The organism is Mesorhizobium sp. B1-1-6 (assembly GCF_006443035.1).
In the GTDB taxonomy this organism is placed as follows: domain Bacteria; phylum Pseudomonadota; class Alphaproteobacteria; order Rhizobiales; family Rhizobiaceae; genus Mesorhizobium.
Genome location: NZ_VFWR01000017.1, coordinates 85,040 through 105,251, shown reverse-complemented (window position 1 = coordinate 105,251; position 20,212 = coordinate 85,040). Strand labels below are relative to the sequence as shown.

Sequence of the window (20,212 nt, the reverse complement as noted above, 5' to 3'; positions counted from 1 at the left end):
ATCAGCGCTCCGCGTCGTAGTTGGTCATCACGGTGTAGAACACCCACGACAACAACAGGATGATCAGGAAGTAGACCAGCGACATCGCCGCCGCCGGACCGAGGTCGAACTGTCCGAGCGCGGTCTTGACGAGGTCGATCGACAGGAAGGTCGTCGAATTGCCCGGACCGCCGCCGGTGACGACGAAGGGCTCGGTGTAGATCATGAAACTGTCCATGAAACGCAGCAGCACCGCGATCAGAAGCACGCGCTTCATCTTCGGCAACTGGATGTAGCGGAACACCGCCCAGCGCGAGGCGCCATCGATCTTGGCCGCCTGGTAGAAGGCGTCGGGGATCGAGACCAGGCCGGCATAGCAGAGCAGCACGACGAGGCTGGTCCAGTGCCAGACGTCCATGATGATGACGGTGACCCAGGCGTCGAACGGATCCTGCACGTAATTGTAGTCGATGCCGAGCGCGTTGACGTAATAGCCGAGCAGGCCGATATCGTTGCGGCCGAACACCTGCCAGATCGTGCCGACGACATTCCACGGGATCAAGAGCGGCAGCGCCATCAGCACCAGGCAGACCGGCACGCCCCAGCCCTTTTTGGGCATGTTGAGGGCAATGAAGATGCCGAGCGGCACTTCGATCGCCAGGATGATGAAGGAGAAGATCAGGTTGCGCACCATGGCTTCCCAGAAGCGATCGGAATGCAGCAACTCCTCGAACCATTCGGTCCCCGCCCAGAAGAAGACGTTATTGCCGAACGTGTCCTGTACCGAGTAGTTGACGACGGTCATCAGCGGGATAACGGCCGAGAACGCCACCAGCACGAGCATCGGCAGCACGAGGAACCAGGCCTTGTTGTTCCAGGGCTTTTCCATTTACGCCCCCATCTCGACACGCCAGGAATCGGCATAGATGTTGATGCCGGCTGGGTCGAACCGCACTTTTGGATCGGCGGGAACGGTTTCGTCCTCGCCGATGACGGCGGCGATCTCGCGGCCTTCCAGACTGGCGCGCACGACCTTGTGGCGGCCCACATCCTCGACCTTGCTGATGTGGACGGCCATGCCATCGCGGCCGAGCCTGACATATTCAGGACGGATGCCGAGTTCGACGACGCCGCTTCCGGCCTTCGGCGCGCCTGGCAATTGGATGCGCTGGGAACCAAGCGTCGCTGTCTTGCCATCGATCGCTACCGGCATGACGTTCATGCCGGGCGAGCCGATGAAGTAGCCGACGAAGGTGTGGCGCGGCCGCTCGAACAGCTCGGCCGGCGTGCCGATCTGCACGATGCCGCCATCATACATGACGACCACCTGGTCGGCGAAGGTCAGCGCCTCTGTCTGGTCATGCGTGACATAGACCATGGTGTAGCCGAAGCGGCGGTGAAGCTGCTTCAATTGCGAGCGCAGCACCCACTTCATGTGCGGGTCGATGACGGTCAGCGGCTCGTCGAACAGGATCGCATTGACATCCGAGCGCACCAGTCCGCGGCCGAGCGAGATCTTCTGCTTCTGGTCGGCGGTCAGGCCCCTCGCCTTCTTCCTGGCCCAGTCCGCCAGGTCGATCATGTCGAGCGTCTCGCGCACCTTGCGGTCGACGTCGGCCTCCGGAACGCCGCGGTTGCGCAGCGGGAAAGCCAGGTTGTCGTAGACGGTCATCGTGTCGTAGATGACCGGGAACTGGAACACCTGCGCGATGTTGCGCTCCTGCGTCGACAGTCTCGTGACATCCCTGCCGTTGAACAGCAATTGGCCGTGCGAGGGGTGGAGCAGGCCGGAAATGATGTTGAGCAGCGTGGTCTTGCCGCAGCCGGATGGGCCTAGCAGCGCATAGGCGCCACCGTCCTCGAAAGTGTGGTGCACCTCCCGCAGCGCGAAATCCGCATCGGTGCGCGGGTTCGGCAGATATGAGTGCCTGACATGGTTGACGTCGATGCGCGCCATCGTTTTCTCCTCAGGCCGCCAGCTTTGCCGCGGCCACGGCGACGCCGTGTTGGTCGAAAACCATGATGTGACGCGGGTCGATGAACACTTCGACCACTTCGTCGGTCTCGAAATCGCGGATGCCATGGGTCAGCATCACCCAGCGCGCGTCGGCGAAATCAAGATGGATGAAGCTTTCCGAGCCGGTGATCTCGGTGATGGTGACCTTTGCCCGCACTGGCACGGCACTCGCATTCGGTCGCTCGAGCGACAGATGGTGCGGCTGGAAGCCGATCGTGTAATTGCCGTCGGCAATGCCGACAAGTTCCGGCGGCACCGGCAGCTTGACGCCGCCCTCCAGCAGGAAATCGGGCCCGTTCTTGGCCAGCACGATCGTGTTGAGCGGCGGATCGGCGAAGGTCCTGGCCGTCACCAGGTCGACCGGTTTGCGGAACACCTCGATGGTCGGGCCGAACTGGGTGATGCGGCCTTGCGACAGCGTCGCCGTATTGCCACCGAGCAGCAGCGCCTCGTGTGGTTCGGTCGTGGCATAGACGAAGATGGTGCCGGCGGCGGCGAAAATCCTCGGCAGTTCGGCGCGCAGTTCCTCGCGCAGCTTGTAGTCGAGATTGGCGAGCGGCTCGTCGAGCAGCACCAGGCTCGCGTTCTTCACGATGGCGCGCGCCAGCGCGGTGCGCTGCTGCTGGCCACCGGACAGGCTGAGCGGCGTGCGGTCGAGATAGGGCGTCAGCTTGAGCAGGGCAGCGGCTTCACGTACCTGGCTGTCGATATTGGCCTTCTCGACTCCCGCCACCCGCAGTGGCGAAGCGATGTTTTCGTAGACGCTCATCGCAGGGTAGTTGATGAACTGCTGGTAGACCATGGCGATCTTGCGCTTTTGAACAGGCTGTCCGGTGACGTCCTTGCCGTCGAACCAGACCGAGCCGGAAGTCGGCGCGTCGAGGCCGGCCATCAGCCGCATCAGGCTGGTCTTGCCGGACAGCGTCGGCCCGAGCAGCACGTTCAGCGAGCCATGCTGGAGCGTCAGCGACACGTCGCGGACATGCTCCACCGCGCCGATCGTCTTGGTGACGTTCCTCAGTTCCAGCATGATGCCTCCTCCCAGGCCGTGTGCATCAGCAGCCCTTCATTCCGCGGCCGCGACGTGGCGGCGGCTTATGCCGCGCATGAATTCATCCAACGCCGCCGTCTGCTCGCGGCTGAAATGCAGGCCGCGCTTGGTCCGGCGCCACAGCACATCTTGCGATGTGACGGCCCATTCGTTCTCGACGAGGTAGCGCACCTCGGCCTCGTAAAGGTCGGCGCCGAAATTGCGGCCGAGATCGGCATTCGATTTGGCAAGGCCAAGCAACATCTGCGCGCGCGTGCCGTAGAGCCGCGTGAGCCGACGTGCCAAACGCTGGTCGAGAAAGGGATAGGCGCTCTTCAGCCTCGCCACTTGCGCATCAAAACCGGTCGCCGCGAAATCGCCGCCCGGCAGCGGCGCATTTGCCGTCCACGGCTTGCCGCGCCTGCCGAGAAAGCCTTCGATCTTCTCCAGCATAGATTCCGACAGCCGGCGATAAGTGGTGATCTTGCCGCCGAACGTGTTGACGATCGGGGCTGTGCCCTCGCCGCCATCGGCCTTCAGCACATAGTCGCGTGTCGCCTCCTGCGCCTTGGAAGCGCCATCGTCATAGAGCGGACGCACGGCCGAATAGGTCCAGACGATATCCGAGCGCTTGACGGGTTGGGCGAAATACTCGCTTGCCGCCGCGCAGAGATAGTCGATCTCGGTGTCGCTGATCTTCACGTCGTGCGGATCGCCGGGGTAGTCCTGGTCGGTGGTGCCGATCAGCGTGAACTCGTCCTCGTAAGGAATGGCGAAGATGATGCGGCCATCCTTGTTCTGGAAGAAATAGGCGCGTGGATCGTCGAATTTCTTCGCGATGACGATGTGACTGCCCTGCACGAGACGGACATTGTGCACATCGTTGAGGCCGACGACGCCGGAAAGCACATGATCGACCCAGGGGCCGGCGGCATTGACCAGCAGCCGCGCCTTGACCTCTTCGGTCTCGCCGGTCCGCAGATTTTCGATCCTGATCGTCCACAGCCCGCCTTCGCGGCGCGCCCCGACCACCTTGGTGCGGGTGCGGATGGTCGCGCCCCGGTCGGCGGCGTCACGCGCGTTCAGCGTCACCAGCCGCGCATCGTTGACCCAGCCGTCGGAATATTCGAAGGCCTTCTTGAACAATGGTTTCAATGGCTTGCCGGCAGGGTCGGTGGCCATGTCCAGGGTCCTGGTCGCCGGCAGCAATTTGCGCCCGCCAATATGATCGTAAAGGAAAAGGCCGAGCCTGATCAGCCAGGCCGGACGCAGGCCCTTGGCATAGGGCAGCACGAAGCGCATCGGCCAGATGATGTGCGGCGCGTTCTTCCACAGTACCTCCCGTTCCATCAGCGCTTCGCGCACCAGGCGGAATTCGTAGAATTCGAGATAACGCAGGCCACCATGGATCAGCTTGGTCGAGCCTGAGGAGGTTCCGCTGGCGAGATCGTCCATCTCGGCCAGAAATACCGAAAACCCGCGGCCGGCGGCGTCACGGGCAATGCCGCAGCCATTGATGCCACCGCCTATGACGAAAATGTCACGGATCGAAGATGCGTCCACCAATTCCTCCAGCGATTTCGCATTGCACCATTTGGCTCTTTTGCGAAACCGTGGCGGAATTATTTCGAACTCATAACGAATGTCAAACGAAATATCACAAGCTCGTGAAAGCGCTGCAACGTCCTCAATCGAGCGAGGTTTCGATCAGTTGAACCTCGGCCTCCTGGCAGATCTTGCGCACCGAGGGGATATCGCAGCGGTCGGTGATGAAGGTGTTGACCTGCGACAGATGGCCGATGCGAACCGGCGCCGTGCGCTCGAATTTGGTCCGGTCGGACACTAGGATGACGTGCCTGGCATTGGCGATAATGGCTTGCGCGACCTTGACCTCGCGGAAATCGAAATCGAGCAAGGCGCCGTCATGGTCGATCGCCGAGGCGCCGATGACGGCGTAGTCGACTTTGAACTGCCTGATGAAATCCACCGCCGCCTCGCCGACGACGCCGCCATCCGAGCCGCGAACCACCCCGCCCGCGATCACCACCTCGATCGAAGGATAGATGCGCATCCTGTTGGCAACATTGATGTTATTGGTGATGACCATGAGGCCGCTGTGATCCAGCAGCGCCTTGCTGACCGACTCCGTCGTGGTGCCGATATTGATGAACAACGAGGCGTTGTCCGGAATCAGCCTGGCGGCCGCGCTGCCGATCGCCTCCTTCTCCTCGGCGGCGATCTTGCGCCTGGCTTCGTATTCCATGTTCTCGATGCCGGAAGGAAACAAGGCGCCGCCATGGATGCGCGACAGCAACCGCTGGTCGCAAAGATCGTTGAGGTCCTTGCGGATGGTCTGCGGCGTGACGTTGAAGTGGGTGGCCAGATCGTCGACCAGAACGCGGCCGTGATCCTTGGCCATTTGGACGATTTCGGCATGGCGCGGCGACAGATACATCTGAAGACCTTTTGCTTTCGTTTTTCTTGATCATAGACGAAAACGAAAGCAATGAAAAGGCGTAAGCCGGCTAATGGAAACCGCATGATAGCAAAGGCAAACTTGGACGCAGTTCCGACTCAGCAGCCTCAGGTTAATCCGCGCGCGATTTCGGTGATGGCGGCAAAAGCCGAATCGACATCCGCCGCGGTCGCCTCGAACTGGCCGACCTGGAAGCGGATGGCGACGCGCCCGTTCACCCTGGTCTGTGTCAGGTAGATGCGTCCGTCATCATTGATCGCATTGACCAGCCGGAGATTGTGCTCGTCGGCATCGGCTCCCTCCGCCTTGTGCCGGAACGAAAACAGCGACAGCATCGGCTCGGTGACGATCTCGAAGTCCGGCTCGTCGGCCAGGCGCGCTGCCAGGCCTTCGCTCCAGGCGACGTGGTTGCGGATCATCGTGCGCAGGCCTTCCAGTCCATAGGCACGCAGCAGGAACCACAGTTTCAGCGCGCGGAAGCGGCGGCCGAGCGGCACCGACCATTCGGAATAGTTGACGATGCCGTCATGACCGTGCGTCTTCAGATAATCCGGCTTGATGGCGAGCGTTCTGACATGGCTTTCGGGGTCGCGCAGGAACTGGATCGAGCAGTCGAACTGCGCGCCCAGCCATTTGTGCGGGTTGAAGACGATAGAATCCGCCTGCTCCACACCGGCCCAGAAATGCCGGTATTCCGGGCAGATCATCGCCGATCCCGCCCAGGCGGCATCCACGTGAAGATAGACCCCGTGGCGTTTGGCGATCGCGGCGACGCTGGCGATATCGTCAGTGCCACCGGTGCTGGTGCCGCCGACGCAGGCGATGATACCCGCGGGCAGCAGGCCTGCCTTCTTGTCGGCGACGATCGCCGCCTCGAGGGCCGCTATGTCCATGGCGCGAAAGCGACCGGCGACTGGAATGCGCACGAGATTGTCCTCGCCGATGCCGGCCACCCAGATCGCCCGGTCGATCGAGGTATGCACCTGATCCGACGAATAGATGCGCAACCGCGCCTGCCCCGCCAGGCCCTTTTTGTTGCCTTGCCAGTCGAGCGCGCGTTCGCGCATCGTCAGCACCGCCGCCAGCGTCGCCGAGGAGGCAGAATCCTGGATGACGCCGGAAAAACCTTCCGGCAGGCCGAGCGCCTGGCGCATCCAATCGACAGTCCGAGTTTCGAGTTCTGTCGCCGCCGGCGAGGTCTGCCACAGCATGCACTGCGCGGCCATTGCCGAGACCAGATACTCAGCCACCACAGAAACTGGTGCCGCGTTGGCCGGAAAATAGGCGAAGAAGCGAGGATGCTGCCAATGCGTCATGCCCGGCACGATCTTCTCCTCGAAGTCGGCGAAGATCCTGTCCATCGGCTCCGCGTCTTCGGGCGGCGACGCTTCTATGCTCCTGAATATGTCGCCGGACTCGATCCGCGGCCGCACCGGGCGCTGGCGCAGCGTTTCACGGTAGTCGGCGCCCCAGTCGGCGACCCGCCGCGACCATTGCCGGAAATCGTCACTGTTCATCCTGTCCTCCCGACATGATCGCTTCACCGGCGCCCTTCGCCCCGGTTGTCAAAAACCACTGTTAAACATTTGCAACCACCGGAGAAATCCGGCGCGTCCTTATCCCGGAAAATCCGGCAGACTGGCAAACGCCGTCTTCAAGGCGCTCGACCATCCCTCGGAGATCGTGCGGTAGTACGGGTCGTCATGACCGATCCGTTTCTTCAACCCGACCTGGAAGGCATCCTTTTCCAGGAAAAGCAGATCCAGCGGCAGCCCGACCGACAGGTTCGACTTCAGCGTGGAATCGAACGATACCAGAAGCAGCTTCACGGTCTCCGCGAGACTCATCGACCGGTCATAAGCGCGAATGATGATCGGCTTGCCGTATTTGGTCTCGCCGATCTGGAAAAAGGGCGTGTCATCGGTCGATTCGATGAAATTGCCCTCGGGATAGATCATGAACAGGCGCGGTGCGCTGCCCTTTATCTGGCCGCCCAGGATGAAGGAGGCGTTGAAGTAGGAATCGGCCTTGTCGCCGGCGGGCGAGGAATGGGCGATGACGTCCTTGACGGTTTCGCCGACCAGCCGCACCGTCTGGTACATGGACGGCGTTTCGAGCACTGCCGCGTGCCGGTCGCCAACCGCCTTGGTGCGCTCGTCGAGCACGCTGATCACGGCTTGCGTCGTCGCCAGATTGCCGGCCGACATCAGCACGATGACGCGCTCACCGGGATCTTCCCAGACATGCATCTTCTTGAAGGTGGAGATCGAGTCCATGCCGGCATTGGTGCGCGTGTCCGACATGAACACGAGCCCGCGATCGATCTTGAGGCCGACGCAATAGGTCATGGTTTACTCTTCCGGCAGCGAACCGTAAAAACCGCGTCGCGTCGGAACGGATCCATGCGGCGCGCTCAGGTCCTTGTTTTCATGCATGTCGTCACCCAAACCAAGGTGGCGTTGGACGACCTGCATCGGGTGACTACTGCTCCACCGTGACGGTGACGGCAAGCCGCTCTTGCGCCTCTCCCAGCAGAATCCCCGAAACCGGCGACGCATCGCGATAGTCGCGCCCCGTCGCCACTCTCACATAGCGCTCATCAGGAGAGATACCGTTGGAGGGGTCGAAGGCAACCCAGCCGAGGCCCTGAACATGCGCTTCGGCCCAGGCATGGCTTGCCGCCTGCTCGATGGCCGCGTCCATCATCAGATAGCCGCTGACATAGCGTGCCGGGAAACCCATGGCGCGGGCGGTGGCGGCAAAGATATGGCTATGATCCTGGCAGACCCCGGTTTTCAGCGCGAGAGCCTCTTCAGCCGGGGTCGTCGCATTGGTGGTGCCCGGCGCATAGGCGACCCGCTCGGAGATGATAGCCATCAGACGGTGCAGTCTTTCGATATCGGTGCCCTTGCCGGCTGCCTCGGCGAGTGCGCGAATGCCATCGCCGATCATGGTCAAAGGCGTCTCCTGTGCGAACAGCCAGAGCGGCGCGAATCCCTGATGCGGCCCACAAACCCCCGATGTATCGCGCGTCACCACCTCGCCTGACGCCTCGACCGTAATGAAATCATGGTCACCCTCGACGCTCAACAATCGGGTGTCATTGCCGTAGTGGTCGGCAAATCGCACTTCCTCGCGCGCGCCTTCTACCTTCAGGGCCCAGGACAGCACGGTCTGCGTGCGCCCGCTCACCGGAAGCAGCCGCAGCCGCTGCAGCAGGTACTGCACCGGTGCGTCGTAACGGTATTCGGTCCGATGGGTGATCTTGAGCCGCATGGCCTCCTCAATAGAACCTGTAATCCTGCGCGATCTCGTCGCCGAGCCTGGTGTTGTCGCGAATGAAGCCGGCAAGGAATTCATGCAGGCCGGCGTCGAAAATATCCTTGATCGAGCCTGCCTGCAGCATGGCCTGGGTCTTTTCCGCCGTCGCATGGCAGGGATGGCGCCCGCCATAGTCGTCGCCGAGGAACTTCAGGTGCTCGGCCAGGAAGCGATAGCAGAAGGTCAGCGATCGCGGCATGCGCACATTGAGGATCAGATAGTCGGCGATGTTGGTCGGCTTGTAGTCGGCGTCGTAGACCCAGCGGTAGGAGCGGTGCGCCGATACCGAGCGCAGGATCGATTCCCACTGGTAATTGTCGAGCGTCGAGCCGACCCAGGAGATCGACGGCAAGAGCACGTAGTACTTCACGTCGAGAATGCGCGCCGTATTGTCGGCGCGCTCGACATAGGTGCCGAGCTGCGAAAAATCGAAGATCTCGTTGCGCAGCATGGTGCCGTAGAACGAGCCGCGGATCAGCGCCGTTTCGCGCTTGATCGCATCGAGCACGTTTGGCAGGTCACGCTCGTCGATCGGCCTTGCCAGCATGCGCTTCAGCGCCATCCAGGCCTCGTTGATGCTTTCCCAGGTCTCCCGCGTCAGCGCGGTACGCACCATGCGGGCATTGTTGCGTGCCGTCTCGATCGACGACATCGTGCTCGACGGGTTCGACGTGTCGCGCAACAAGAAGTCGGCTACATCGGCCGCCGTATAGTCCTGATACTTCTGCGTGTAGGCGACGTCGGAGCCGGCGCTGAGCAGCACCGAATTCCACTCTTCCGACGCGCTCTGCGTGCGCGTCAGCGCCATGCGCAGGCCCGCATCGACCAGACGCGCCATGTTTTCCGCCCGCTCGATATAGCGGTTCATCCAGTAGAGCCCGTTGGCGGTGCGGCCGAGAAGCATGGAGTGGCCCTTCGGGCTAGTGAGCAGGGAATAGTGAGTAGCGAGTAGGGAATGTTCGAATTTCGATTGGATACGGCATCGTTCTGTCCCCTCTGATACCAACTACTGCCTACTGCCTACTGACTACTCATCTCAATCATCCAGCACCCAGGTATCCTTCGTGCCGCCGCCTTGCGAGGAATTGACCACCAGAGAGCCCTCCTTAAGCGCGACACGCGTGAGCCCGCCCGGCACGATCTGGATGCGGTCGGAGACCAGCACATAGGGTCTCAGATCGACATGGCGCGGCGACAGGCCCTTTTCGGTCAGGATCGGACAGGTCGAGAGCGCCAACGTCGGCTGGGCGATGTAATTGGACGGCTTGGCCTGCAGCTTCTTGGCGAAATCCTGGCATTCGTTCTTGGTCGCCGCCGGTCCGACCAGCATGCCATAGCCGCCTGAACCGTGCACTTCCTTGATCACCAGCTCATCGATGTGTTCGAGTACATATTTCAGGCTGTCCGGCTCCGAACAGCGCCAGGTCGGAATATTGCCGAGGATCGCCTTGCGGCCGGTGTAGAATTCGACGATCTCGGGCATGTAGGAATAGATCGCCTTGTCGTCGGCGATACCGGTTCCCGGCGCATTGGCGATCGTAATGTTGCCGGCCCGGTAGACATCCATGATGCCAGGCACGCCGAGCGCGGAGTCCGGCCGGAAAGTCAGCGGATCGAGGAAGGCATCGTCCACCCGGCGATAGAGCACGTCGATCTGCTTGTAGCCTTCGGTCGTGCGCATCGCGACATGACCATCCACCACGCGCAAATCCTGCCCCTCGACCAATTGCACCCCCATCTGATCGGCCAGGAAGGCATGTTCGAAATAGGCGGAGTTGTAGCTGCCGGGCGTCAGCACGGCGATGGTCGGCGTGCCCTTGGCGTTCTGCGGCCGCACCGCCGCCAGCGACTGGCGCAAAAGCTGCGGATAGTTCTCCACCGGCCGCACCTTGATTTGTTGGAACAACTCGGGGAAGAGCTGCATCATCGTCTCGCGGTTTTCCAGCATGTAGGAAACGCCCGATGGGGTGCGCGCATTGTCCTCCAGCACGTAGAACTCGTTTTCGCTGATGCGCACGATGTCGACGCCGATGATGTGGGTGTAGACGCCGGCGGGCGGCCTGACCCCGATCATCTCGGGCAGGAAGGCTTCGTTCCTGGCGATCAGGTCACGGGGAACGCGTCCGGCCCGCAGGATTTCCTGGCGGTGATAGATATCGTCGAGAAAGGCGTTCAGCGCCTGCACGCGCTGCTCGATGCCTTGCGTGAGGCGGCGCCACTCATTGCCAGAAATGATGCGCGGAACGATGTCGAAGGGGATAAGCCGCTCGGAGGCTTCCTGCTCGCCATAGACGGCGAAGGTGATGCCGGTCTTGCGGAAGACGCGTTCGGCATCCTGCATTTTCTCGGTAAGCCTGGCCGGGTCCTGCTCTTTCAGCCAGCGATCGTAAGCCGAATACGGTCTTCTAAGTCCGGAGACCTCCGGAAGCATTTCATCGAACGCTGCCAATCGCATACTCCCCTGTGACGCCATTTCACTGGCGCCGCCGGAGAAAATCAAGCGCAATCGGTGATTTGAGGGATGCGGGCGATCAGTATGTCGCCCCTGCCTAAAATTGAGGCAGCGGAAATATGAGCTTGGTCACGCTTTGCCTCATGCTCGGGCAATGGGCTCCGACGCTAGAAGGCGCGAAAGGTGACGACGGTGAACGTGTCCTTGATGCCGGGGAGAATCTGCACCTTCTCGTTGACGAAGTGGCCGACATCCTCCTCGTCGTCGACATAGAACTTGGCGAGCAGATCGTAATTGCCGGCAGTGGAGTAGATTTCCGAGGCGATCTCGGCGTCGGCGAGCGCGCTGGCAACCTCATACGACTTGCCCAGTTCGCATTTGATCTGCACGAAAAACGCCTTCATGGCTCCGCCCTGCTAAACGTCCAATCCAAGCGGCCCTTCTGGCAGACTGGAGGCGGGCTTTCAAGCGCTGGAACGGTACTTAGCCGGTTCGAGCGTTGGCCACGCCTCCCGCAATTCCGCCAAGGCTGCCTGGACTTCGTCGCGCGACAACACTGAATATTCGCCGCCGGTGAAACCCTGAAGCGCCACCAAACGTATGTTAGGATGCCTGCACGGGCAGGATTTTTCGAAAGGCAAGTTCTCGAAAGACAAGGGAAACAGGCTATGCGCCGCACGCTTTTCGCATTCGCATTCCTTCCTCTCCTCCTGCCCTTGTCGGCGTTTGCCGGCGAGGCCGAGATCAAGGCGGCGCAAGCGGCCATTGACGGCCAGCTGAGAGCGTTCCTGGCCGATGACGGCGTCACGGCCTACAGCTTCGCCGCACCGAACGTGAAGCGGATCTTCCCGACCGTCGACACCTTCATGAACATGGTGACCAACGGCTACGCGCCGGTGCGCAACCCACGGAGCTACTCGTTCGGCAAGGTCGAGGAGACGGGTCCGACCTCGATCATCCAGCAGGTGCTGATCGTCGGCCCTGACGGCAAGGACTACGAAGCTGTCTACACGTTGGAGCGACAGCCCGACGGCAAGTTCCAAATCACCGGCTGCAGCCTGCGCGCGTCGAATTCGCTGAGCACCTGAACCGTTACAGCGCTGGGATATCGCCCCTCGCCCAGCCCTCGGTAATTTCGGCAGCGCGTGCCTCGAAAGTGCCGGTCTCTATCGCGGCGCGTATGTCCTGCATCAGCTTCTGATAATAGGACAGATTGTTCCAGGTCAGAAGCATCGCACCGAGCGCCTCTTGCGAGCGCACGAGATGGTGCAGATAGGCGCGGGAATAATCGCGTGCCGCCGGGCAGTCGCTTTCCTCGTCGAGGGGGCGCGGATCGTCGGCATGGCGGGCGTTGCGCAGATTGACCTTGCCGCGCCTTGTATAGGCAAGCCCATGCCGGCCGGCCCGCGTCGGCATCACGCAGTCGAACATGTCGATGCCGCGCGCCACCGATTTCAAGATGTCGTCCGGCGTGCCGACCCCCATGAGATAGCGGGGTTTGTCATCGGGCAGTTCCGGGCAGGTGATGTCGAGCATGTCGAGCATGACCGCCTGCGGTTCACCGACGGCAAGACCGCCAACCGCATAGCCTTTCAGATCCATCGCGCTCAGCGCCTGCGCCGAACGCACGCGCAAATCCGCATTGTCGCCGCCTTGCACGATGCCGAACATCGCCTTGCCGGGCTGGTCGCCGAACGCCGTCTTGCAGCGCTCAGCCCAGCGCAGCGACAATTCCATGGCGCGCTCGATCTCCTTGAGCGCGGCCGGTAGCGCCGTGCATTCGTCGAGTTGCATCTGGATGTCTGAATCGAGCAGGCCCTGGATCTCGATCGAACGTTCCGGCGACATTTCGTATGCAGCGCCATCGATATGGGAGCGAAATGTGACGCCCTTCTCGGTCAATTTCCGAAGCTTTGACAGCGACATCACCTGGAAGCCACCGCTGTCGGTCAGGATCGGATGCGGCCAGCGGGCGAATTCGTGCAGGCCGCCAAGCTTCGCCACGCGTTCGGCGCCGGGCCGCAGCATCAAATGGTAGGTATTGCCCAGGATGATATCGGCGCCGACGCCGCGCACCTGATCCATGTACATCGTCTTGACCGTGCCGCCGGTGCCGACCGGCATGAAGGCCGGCGTGCGGATTTCGCCGCGCGGCATGCTGATCAAACCGCGCCGCGCCTTACCTTCGGTCGCCAGCACCTTGAAGGTGAACGTCTCAGCCATTGAATTCCTTGTCGTGTGCCGGTGCGCCCGGAGCCTGTTCGTCCAGCGACTGGCGATAATGGATGCAGCCGCGCATGAATTTTGGCCAGGGCGGCACGGCGATTGCCGGATCGATCTTCTCGGGCAGCAGGTCCCACAAATCGGGATGATGCCAGCAAAGATCGTGCCCCGATGCATCGCGATGCTGGCGAATGCCGGCGCGCAATTTTTTGACTTCGGCGATCAAACTGCTCCGGTCCAGCCTGTCGAGGTCATCGTCCATCGCTCATCTCCGCTCGATACAGCAGGCTTGCATCTCCGTAGGAGTAAAATCTGTAATCGTGCTCAATGGCGTGTGCATAGGCGGCGCGCATCGTATCGAGGCCGCTGAAGGCCGAAACCAGCATGAACAGCGTCGAACGCGGCAGATGGAAATTGGTCATCAGCATGTCGGCGGTGCGAAAACGGTAGCCGGGCGTGATAAAGATGTCGGTCGGGCCGGACCATGCAGCCAGCACGCCATCCTCTCGCGCGGCGCTTTCCAGCAGGCGCAGCGAGGTCGTACCGACGGCAATGACGCGCCCGCCCCTCGCCTTTGCCGCATTCAACGCGTCGGCTGTTGCCTCGCTGACTGAGCCGATCTCCGCATGCATCTTGTGGTCGGCGGTGTCGTCCACCTTCACTGGCAGGAACGTGCCGGCGCCGACGTGGAGCGTGACGAAGCGGCGTTCGATCCCCTTTGCGTCGAGTGCGGCAAACAGCTCCGGCGTGAAATGCAGACCGGCCGTCGGCGCCGCTACGGCACCTTCCTCCCGGGCATAGATGGTCTGATAATCGGCCCGATCGCGCTCGTCGTCATCCCGCTTCGAGGCGATGTAGGGCGGCAGTGGGATGTGGCCGACCGCATGCAGCGCCTCATCGAGGAAAGGGCCCGACAGGTCGAAGCCGAGCAGCGCCTCGCCCGCCTCGCCCTTTTCGATCACCGTGGCGTCAAGCTGGCCGAGGAAGCAGGAATTGCCGTCATGGCCGAAATGGATGCGGTCGCCGACGGCAACGCGCTTGCCCGGCCGCATGAAGGCCAGCCAACGGTCCGGCGCCATCCGCATGTGCAATGTGGCTTCGACCTGCGCCGCCGCCTCGCCGCGCCGCCTGATACCTTTGAGTTGCGCCGGGATAACCTTGGTGTCGTTGAAGACCAGCACGTCGCCGGCCTGGAGCAGGGAAGGCAGGTCGCTGACCGCCCGGTTCGAAACCCCCTCGCCGGGCCTGACCACCAGCATCTTTGCGCTGTCGCGCGGCTCTGCCGGGCGAAGCGCGATACGCTTTTCCGGCAGGTCGAAATCGAACAGATCGACACGCATCAGAAGAGCCTGATAAGCAGCGCCCCGGCCAGAAGCAGCACCGCGCCGGCCACGCGGCCGAGCGAGATTTCGCGAACCGCGACGCCGAGGAATCCGACGCGGTCGATCAGCATGCCCGCCAGCAACTGGCCCGCCACCAGGAACGCCATCAGCGCGGCGGCGCCGATGCGTGGCGTCAGGATGGTGGACAGTGTGACGTAGAAGCCGCCCAGCATGCCGCCGGCGATGAACAGCCACGGCGCGGGCGCCTTCCAGTCGAGCGAGATGCCTTGCAGCCTCACCACCGCGACGGCAATGATGCCGAGCACGATGGCGCCCGACAGGAACGAAAACGCGGCAGCCGCGACCGGGAGCCCCAGGCCGCGCGCCAACTGCGAATTGATCGGCGCCTGAATGGCAATGAAGGCGCCGGACAAGATGCCGAGAAGCGACCAGACGACGCCCATCATTGTCCTGCCGCCTTACTTGACGTCGGCCGCGACCTTCAGCGACACGATCTTGTCGGGATCCTGCACCGGCTCGCCGCGCTTGATCTTGTCGACATTGTCCATGCCTTCGATGACCTGGCCCCAGACCGTGTACTGGCGATTGAGGAAGGCTGCATCGTCGAAGCAGATGAAGAACTGCGAATTGGCCGAGTTCGGATTCTGCGAGCGCGCCATCGAGCAGGTGCCGCGGCTGTGGTTGGCATTGGAGAATTCGGCCTTGAGATCCGGCTTGTCGGAACCGCCCATGCCAGCGCGGGAAGGCGCGAAAGAGGGCTTGCTCGAATTGCCGAACTTGACGTCGCCGGTCTGCGCCATGAAGCCCTCGATGACGCGGTGGAAGACCACGCCGTCATAGGCGCCTTCGCGGGCCAGTTCCTTGATGCGGGCGACATGGCCGGGCGCCAGGTCGGGAAGCATTTCGATGACGACCTTGCCCTTGGTCGTTTCCATGATGAGCGCGTTTTCGCGATCCTTGATGTCGGCCATGTCTGATATCCTTTTCAAAAAACAGAACTATTTGTCGGCGGCGATGCGCACCTTGATCATCCGGTCGGGATCGGTGACCGTGCCGTTGTCGGCCTCGTCGCCCTTCTTGATGTGGTCCACGAGTTCCATGCCGCTGACGACATTGCCCACGATGGTGTACTGGCCGTCGAGCGGCGGCGCCGGCGCGAACATGATAAAGAACTGCGAGTTTGCCGAGTTCGGATCCTGCGAGCGTGCCATGCCGACCACGCCGCGCTTGTAGTGCTCGGTCTGCGAGAATTCCGCCGGCAGGTCCGGCAGGTCGGAGCCGCCGGTACCGACAGCCTGGGCGTTGAAGCCCTTGTTCATGTTGCCGAATTTGACGTCGCCTGTCTGCGCCATGAAGCCGTCGATGACGCGGTGGAAGGCGACGTTGTCATAGGCATGCTCGCGCACCAGCTTCTTGATCTGCGCGACATGCTTGGGCGCGAGATCGGGACGCAGTGCAATGGTCACGTCGCCGTCCTTCAACGTTATGATCATGGTGTTTTCCGGGTCGGCGGCATAGGCTGAGACCGATGCGGTCACGAGACCGGCAAGCACGACGAGGAACGAGGCGAGCTTTTTCAGCTGCATGGTCTTCTCCGAGAAACCTATTTTGCGAATTTAGCGGTGAGCGCACCGGCGACCGCGGCCGGCACGAAGGGGCGGATGTCGCCGCCCATCGAGGCAATCTGGCGGACAAGTGTGGCGGTAATGGTTCTAACCGAGGGGCTGGCGGGCAGAAAAACCGTTTGCAGCTCAGGCGCCATCGTTTCGTTCATGCCGGCCATCTGCATCTCGTAGTCGAGATCGGTGCCGTCGCGCAGGCCGCGGATCATGATCGAGGCTCCCTGTTTCCTGGCCGCATCGATGACCAGCCCGTCGAAGGCGACCACCTTGATGCGTGTGCCGTCGCGGCCGAATTCGGCCTTGGTCGCGGCCTCGATGAGTTCGACCCGCTCCTCGAAGGAAAACAGCGGCTTCTTGCCGGGATGGATACCGATCGCCGCATAGACGATGTCCGCCACGGCCAGCGACGCCTTCAGCACGTCGAGATGGCCGTTGGTCAACGGGTCGAAGGAGCCGGCATAAAGGGCGATGCGCTCGGTCATGCCGGTGCTTCTAACGGGCGCGCGGACGGAAGGCAAATCTCATTGATGCGATCCCCTTGAACCTTTTTGCAGGGATGAACGACAGATGAATGCGCCGATCACGAACGCTTCACGCAGCGTTCACTACCTTGCCCCTTTAAGAAGATGAAACCAAAGTCCCATGTAAGCGTTGTAGAGCGCAGGAGAACACGCACATGCTGATCTACATGCTCGCCACTGCAATGACCGTCGCCATGCTGATCGCCACTGTATTCGGGCTGCATCAGGAGGCCCAGCGCGTCCGCATCAAGACCAACGCCAAACGCTTCGAAGGGTTCGGGCCCCGCAAGCCTCACCGTCACTATTGAGTTAGCCTGAATTTGTTGCGACGCGCCGGCCGATTGGCCGGCGTTGCCATGTCTGTCCAAGCCAGACTTATTGCGCATCATCCAGGCCGGCATCGGCCGCCGGATCGATCTCGGCACCAACCTCGACGATTTCTTCCTCGTCCGATTGCGGCTCGGAAATCCGCTCGACCGAAACCACCTTCTCGCCTTCCGCCGTGTTGAAAATGGTCACGCCCTTGGTGGCGCGGCTGGCGAAGCGGATGCCATTGACCGGCACCCGGATAACGGTACCGCCGTCGGACACCAGCATGATCTGGTCGTCATTGCCGACCGGGAAGGTTGCCACCAGCCTGCCGATCTCGGCCGTCTTCGACACGTCGGTGGCCCGAATGCCCTTGCCGCCGCGTCCGGTCAGACGGAAATCATAGGACGATGAGCGCTTGCCGTAGCCGTATTCCGTCACCGTCAGCACGAACTGCTCATGCGCCTTGAGGAACTCATAGCGCTCGTCCGACAGCTCCGCCTCCTCGCCGACCTCTTCGTTGGTCAACGCGATCTCTTCCTCCTCACCTGCCGGGATGCCGGCGGCCAGGCGCCGTTCGGCCACCACGCGCTTCAGATAGGCGGCGCGTTCGGCCGGCGGCGCATCGACATGCTCGATGACAGCCATCGAAATGACGCGATCGGTTTCGGCCATGGCGATGCCGCGCACGCCGACCGAGTTGCGGCTCTGGAAGACGCGCACATCGCCGACGGAAAAGCGGATGCACTGGCCGGAGCTGGCGGTCAGAAGCACGTCGTCATTGTCGGTGCAGGTCTCGACGCCGAGGATCTCGTCGCCCTCCTCCTCCAGCTTCATGGCGATCTTGCCATTACGGTTGACTTGGACGAAGTCAGAGAGCTTGTTGCGGCGCACCGTGCCGCGCGTGGTGGCGAACATCACGTCGAGCTCGCCCCAGCTCGTCTCATCTTCCGGCAACGGCATGATTGTGGTGATGCGCTCGCCCTGCTCCAGCGGCAGCATGTTGATCAGCGCCTTGCCGCGTGACTGCGGATTGCCGATCGGCAGGCGCCAGACCTTCTCCTTGTAGACGATGCCGCGCGAGGAGAAGAACAGCACCGGCGTGTGCGTATTGGCCACGAACAGGCGGGTGACGAAATCCTCTTCCTTGGTCGACATGCCCGAGCGACCCTTGCCGCCGCGGCGTTGCGCCCGGTAGAGCGACAACGGCACGCGCTTGATGTAGCCGGAATGGCTCACCGTCACGACCATGTCTTCGCGCTGGATCAGGTCCTCGTCTTCCATGTCCGCGCCGCCTTCGCTCAGCTCGGTGCGGCGCGGCGTGCCGAATTCGTCACGCACGGCCGCGAGCTCGTCCTTGACGATCTGCTGGACGCGGGCGCGGGACGACAGGATATCGAGATAATCGACGATCTCGGCGCCGATCGTGTTCAACTCATCGGCGATTTCGTCGCGGCCGAGTGCCGTCAGGCGCTGCAGGCGCAACTCCAGGATCGCGCGCGCCTGTTCCTCGGACAGATTGTAGGTGCCGTCCTCGTTGATGCGGTGGCGCGGGTCGTCGATCAGGAGGATCAGCGATTCGACGTCGCCGGACGGCCAGCGCCGCTCCATCAACTGCTCGCGCGCGGTCTGCGGGTCCGGCGCGGTGCGGATCAGTTTTATCACTTCATCGATGTTGGCGACTGCGATTGCGAGGCCGACCAGCACGTGGGCCCGGTCGCGCGCCTTGCGCAGCAGGAACTTCGTGCGTCGGGTGACCACCTCCTCGCGGAAGGACACGAATGCTCTCAGCATGTCGGTCAGCGTCAGCAGTTCGGGCTTGCCGCCATTGAGCGCCACCATGTTGGCGCCGAAAGAGGTTTGCAGCGGCGTGAAGCGATAGAGCTGGTTGAGGATGACGTCGGCCACGGCGTCGCGCTTCAGCTCGACGACGACTCTATAGCCCTGGCGGTCGCTCTCGTCGCGAATGTCGGAAATGCCCTCGATGCGCTTGTCGCGCACCAGTTCGGCCATCTTCTCGATCATCGACGACTTGTTCACCTGGTAGGGAACTTCGGTGATGATGATCGATTCGCGGTCATTGCCGCGGGCCTCGATGTTGACCTTACCGCGCATGACGATGGAGCCGCGGCCGGTCGAATAGGCGCTGTAGATGCCGGAGCGGCCGAGCACGATGCCGCCGGTCGGGAAATCCGGCCCCGGAATGATTTCCATCAGCGCCGGCAGGTCGATGGCCGGATTGTCGATGATCGCGATCGCGGCGTTGCAGACTTCGCCCAGATTGTGCGGCGGGATGTTGGTGGCCATGCCGACGGCGATGCCGCCCGAGCCATTGACCAGCAGATTGGGAAAGCGCGCCGGCAGGACCTTCGGCTCGCTGCCGGAAGCATCGTAAGTGTCCTGGAAATCGACCGTATCCTTGTCGATATCCTCCAGCAGTTCATGCGCGACCTTGGTCAGCCGCGACTCGGTGTAGCGCATGGCCGCCGGCGGATCGCCGTCGATCGAGCCGAAATTGCCTTGCCCGTCGATGAGCGGCACGCGCAGCGACCAGTCCTGCGCCATGCGCACCAGGGCGTCATAGATAGAGGCGTCGCCATGCGGATGGTATTTACCCATCACGTCGGCGACCGGGCGCGCCGACTTCACATATTTGCGGTTCCAGTGATAGCCGCTCTCATGCGCGGCGAAGAGAATGCGGCGATGCACCGGCTTCAGGCCGTCGCGCACGTCGGGCAGCGCGCGGCTGACGATCACGCTCATGGCGTAATCGAGATAGGATCGCTGCATCTCCTCGATGATCGAAATCGGCTCGATGCCGGTGGGGCCGCCGTCGGCGCCGCGCGGTGTTTTTTGGTCGGTCAAATCGGATCACAATCTAAACAGGAATCACTTGCCGTATATATAGGAAGCCGGGCC

21 protein-coding genes are annotated in these 20,212 nt (G+C 62.2%); 2 read left to right on the top strand and 19 right to left on the bottom strand.

The genetic code is table 11. The features are described 5' to 3' along the window. Position 1 precedes the first annotated feature (1 nt). From FJ979_RS27730 to FJ979_RS27680, 11 genes are all read right to left on the bottom strand, one after another. Positions 2 to 868: a sugar ABC transporter permease gene (locus tag FJ979_RS27730; protein WP_140498792.1), complete on the bottom strand. Its 867-nt coding sequence runs from the start codon at positions 866 to 868 to the stop codon at positions 2 to 4. Continuing rightward, the gene (locus tag FJ979_RS27725) at positions 869 to 1,936 is read right to left on the bottom strand and encodes an ABC transporter ATP-binding protein (RefSeq protein ID WP_140584363.1); all 1,068 of its coding nucleotides are present in this window, start codon (positions 1,934 to 1,936) and stop codon (positions 869 to 871) included. A gap of 10 nt (positions 1,937 to 1,946) precedes the next feature. Then, positions 1,947 to 3,026: an ABC transporter ATP-binding protein gene (locus FJ979_RS27720; protein WP_140584362.1), complete on the bottom strand. Its 1,080-nt coding sequence runs from the start codon at positions 3,024 to 3,026 to the stop codon at positions 1,947 to 1,949. A gap of 36 nt (positions 3,027 to 3,062) precedes the next feature. Further along, the gene (glpD, locus tag FJ979_RS27715) at positions 3,063 to 4,589 is read right to left on the bottom strand and encodes a glycerol-3-phosphate dehydrogenase (RefSeq protein WP_140498798.1); all 1,527 of its coding nucleotides are present in this window, start codon (positions 4,587 to 4,589) and stop codon (positions 3,063 to 3,065) included. A 124-nt stretch (positions 4,590 to 4,713) separates the two neighbouring features. Then, a complete protein-coding gene (locus tag FJ979_RS27710) occupies positions 4,714 to 5,481 on the bottom strand; it encodes a DeoR/GlpR family DNA-binding transcription regulator (RefSeq protein WP_140515319.1) in 768 nt (255 codons plus the stop codon). Positions 5,482 to 5,609: 128 nt separating this feature from the next. Next, the gene (locus tag FJ979_RS27705; RefSeq protein ID WP_140584361.1) at positions 5,610 to 7,019 is read right to left on the bottom strand and encodes an aspartate aminotransferase family protein; all 1,410 of its coding nucleotides are present in this window, start codon (positions 7,017 to 7,019) and stop codon (positions 5,610 to 5,612) included. 99 nt (positions 7,020 to 7,118) lie between these two features. Beyond that, complete coding sequence (locus tag FJ979_RS27700) at positions 7,119 to 7,850, bottom strand: peptidase (protein ID WP_140498804.1); 732 nt, start codon at positions 7,848 to 7,850, stop codon at positions 7,119 to 7,121. 133 nt (positions 7,851 to 7,983) lie between these two features. Next, positions 7,984 to 8,778, bottom strand: a complete 795-nt coding sequence (locus tag FJ979_RS27695) for a transglutaminase family protein (RefSeq protein ID WP_140498806.1) — start codon at positions 8,776 to 8,778, stop codon at positions 7,984 to 7,986. A gap of 7 nt (positions 8,779 to 8,785) precedes the next feature. Then, positions 8,786 to 9,727, bottom strand: a complete 942-nt coding sequence (locus tag FJ979_RS27690) for an alpha-E domain-containing protein (RefSeq protein WP_140498807.1) — start codon at positions 9,725 to 9,727, stop codon at positions 8,786 to 8,788. 132 nt (positions 9,728 to 9,859) lie between these two features. After that, on the bottom strand, positions 9,860 to 11,272 hold the full coding sequence (locus FJ979_RS27685; protein WP_181165357.1) for a circularly permuted type 2 ATP-grasp protein: 1,413 nt from the start codon (positions 11,270 to 11,272) through the stop codon (positions 9,860 to 9,862). Between the two features lie 170 nt (positions 11,273 to 11,442). Further along, positions 11,443 to 11,679, bottom strand: coding sequence for an Lrp/AsnC family transcriptional regulator (locus FJ979_RS27680; RefSeq protein ID WP_010909609.1), 237 nt, complete (start codon positions 11,677 to 11,679; stop codon positions 11,443 to 11,445). Positions 11,680 to 11,943: 264 nt separating this feature from the next. Between FJ979_RS27680 and FJ979_RS27675 the strand changes: the two genes are divergently transcribed. Further along, positions 11,944 to 12,363: a DUF4864 domain-containing protein gene (locus FJ979_RS27675; RefSeq protein ID WP_140515316.1), complete on the top strand. Its 420-nt coding sequence runs from the start codon at positions 11,944 to 11,946 to the stop codon at positions 12,361 to 12,363. Positions 12,364 to 12,367: 4 nt separating this feature from the next. Here the strand turns inward: FJ979_RS27675 and tgt are convergent, their stop codons facing one another. From tgt to coaD, 7 genes are all read right to left on the bottom strand, one after another. Next, on the bottom strand, positions 12,368 to 13,498 hold the full coding sequence (gene tgt, locus FJ979_RS27670) for a tRNA guanosine(34) transglycosylase Tgt (protein ID WP_140584360.1): 1,131 nt from the start codon (positions 13,496 to 13,498) through the stop codon (positions 12,368 to 12,370). Next, positions 13,491 to 13,760 carry a hypothetical protein gene (locus FJ979_RS27665; protein ID WP_140498815.1) on the bottom strand — a complete coding sequence of 90 codons (270 nt, stop codon included), beginning with the start codon at positions 13,758 to 13,760 and terminating at the stop codon, positions 13,491 to 13,493. Before FJ979_RS27665 ends, tgt begins: the two co-directional genes overlap by 8 nt. Beyond that, the gene (gene queA, locus FJ979_RS27660) at positions 13,750 to 14,838 is read right to left on the bottom strand and encodes a tRNA preQ1(34) S-adenosylmethionine ribosyltransferase-isomerase QueA (protein ID WP_140584359.1); all 1,089 of its coding nucleotides are present in this window, start codon (positions 14,836 to 14,838) and stop codon (positions 13,750 to 13,752) included. The genes FJ979_RS27665 and queA overlap by 11 nt, the downstream gene beginning before the upstream one ends. After that, positions 14,838 to 15,287 carry a DMT family transporter gene (locus tag FJ979_RS27655; protein ID WP_140515312.1) on the bottom strand — a complete coding sequence of 150 codons (450 nt, stop codon included), beginning with the start codon at positions 15,285 to 15,287 and terminating at the stop codon, positions 14,838 to 14,840. The genes queA and FJ979_RS27655 overlap by 1 nt, the downstream gene beginning before the upstream one ends. A gap of 12 nt (positions 15,288 to 15,299) precedes the next feature. Beyond that, entirely contained in the window at positions 15,300 to 15,812 is a 513-nt protein-coding gene (locus tag FJ979_RS27650) for a peptidylprolyl isomerase (protein ID WP_140498821.1), read from the bottom strand. 27 nt (positions 15,813 to 15,839) lie between these two features. Continuing rightward, on the bottom strand, positions 15,840 to 16,334 hold the full coding sequence (locus FJ979_RS27645) for a peptidylprolyl isomerase (RefSeq protein ID WP_224518951.1): 495 nt from the start codon (positions 16,332 to 16,334) through the stop codon (positions 15,840 to 15,842). Between the two features lie 110 nt (positions 16,335 to 16,444). After that, a complete protein-coding gene (coaD, locus tag FJ979_RS27640; protein WP_140498825.1) occupies positions 16,445 to 16,945 on the bottom strand; it encodes a pantetheine-phosphate adenylyltransferase in 501 nt (166 codons plus the stop codon). A 194-nt stretch (positions 16,946 to 17,139) separates the two neighbouring features. Here coaD and FJ979_RS27635 point away from each other — a divergent pair, with 194 nt between their 5' ends. Continuing rightward, a complete protein-coding gene (locus tag FJ979_RS27635) occupies positions 17,140 to 17,292 on the top strand; it encodes a hypothetical protein (protein ID WP_140498827.1) in 153 nt (50 codons plus the stop codon). A 67-nt stretch (positions 17,293 to 17,359) separates the two neighbouring features. Here the strand turns inward: FJ979_RS27635 and gyrA are convergent, their stop codons facing one another. Further along, positions 17,360 to 20,158 carry a DNA gyrase subunit A gene (gyrA, locus tag FJ979_RS27630; protein ID WP_140557758.1) on the bottom strand — a complete coding sequence of 933 codons (2,799 nt, stop codon included), beginning with the start codon at positions 20,156 to 20,158 and terminating at the stop codon, positions 17,360 to 17,362. Between the last annotated feature and the right edge of the window lie 54 nt (positions 20,159 to 20,212).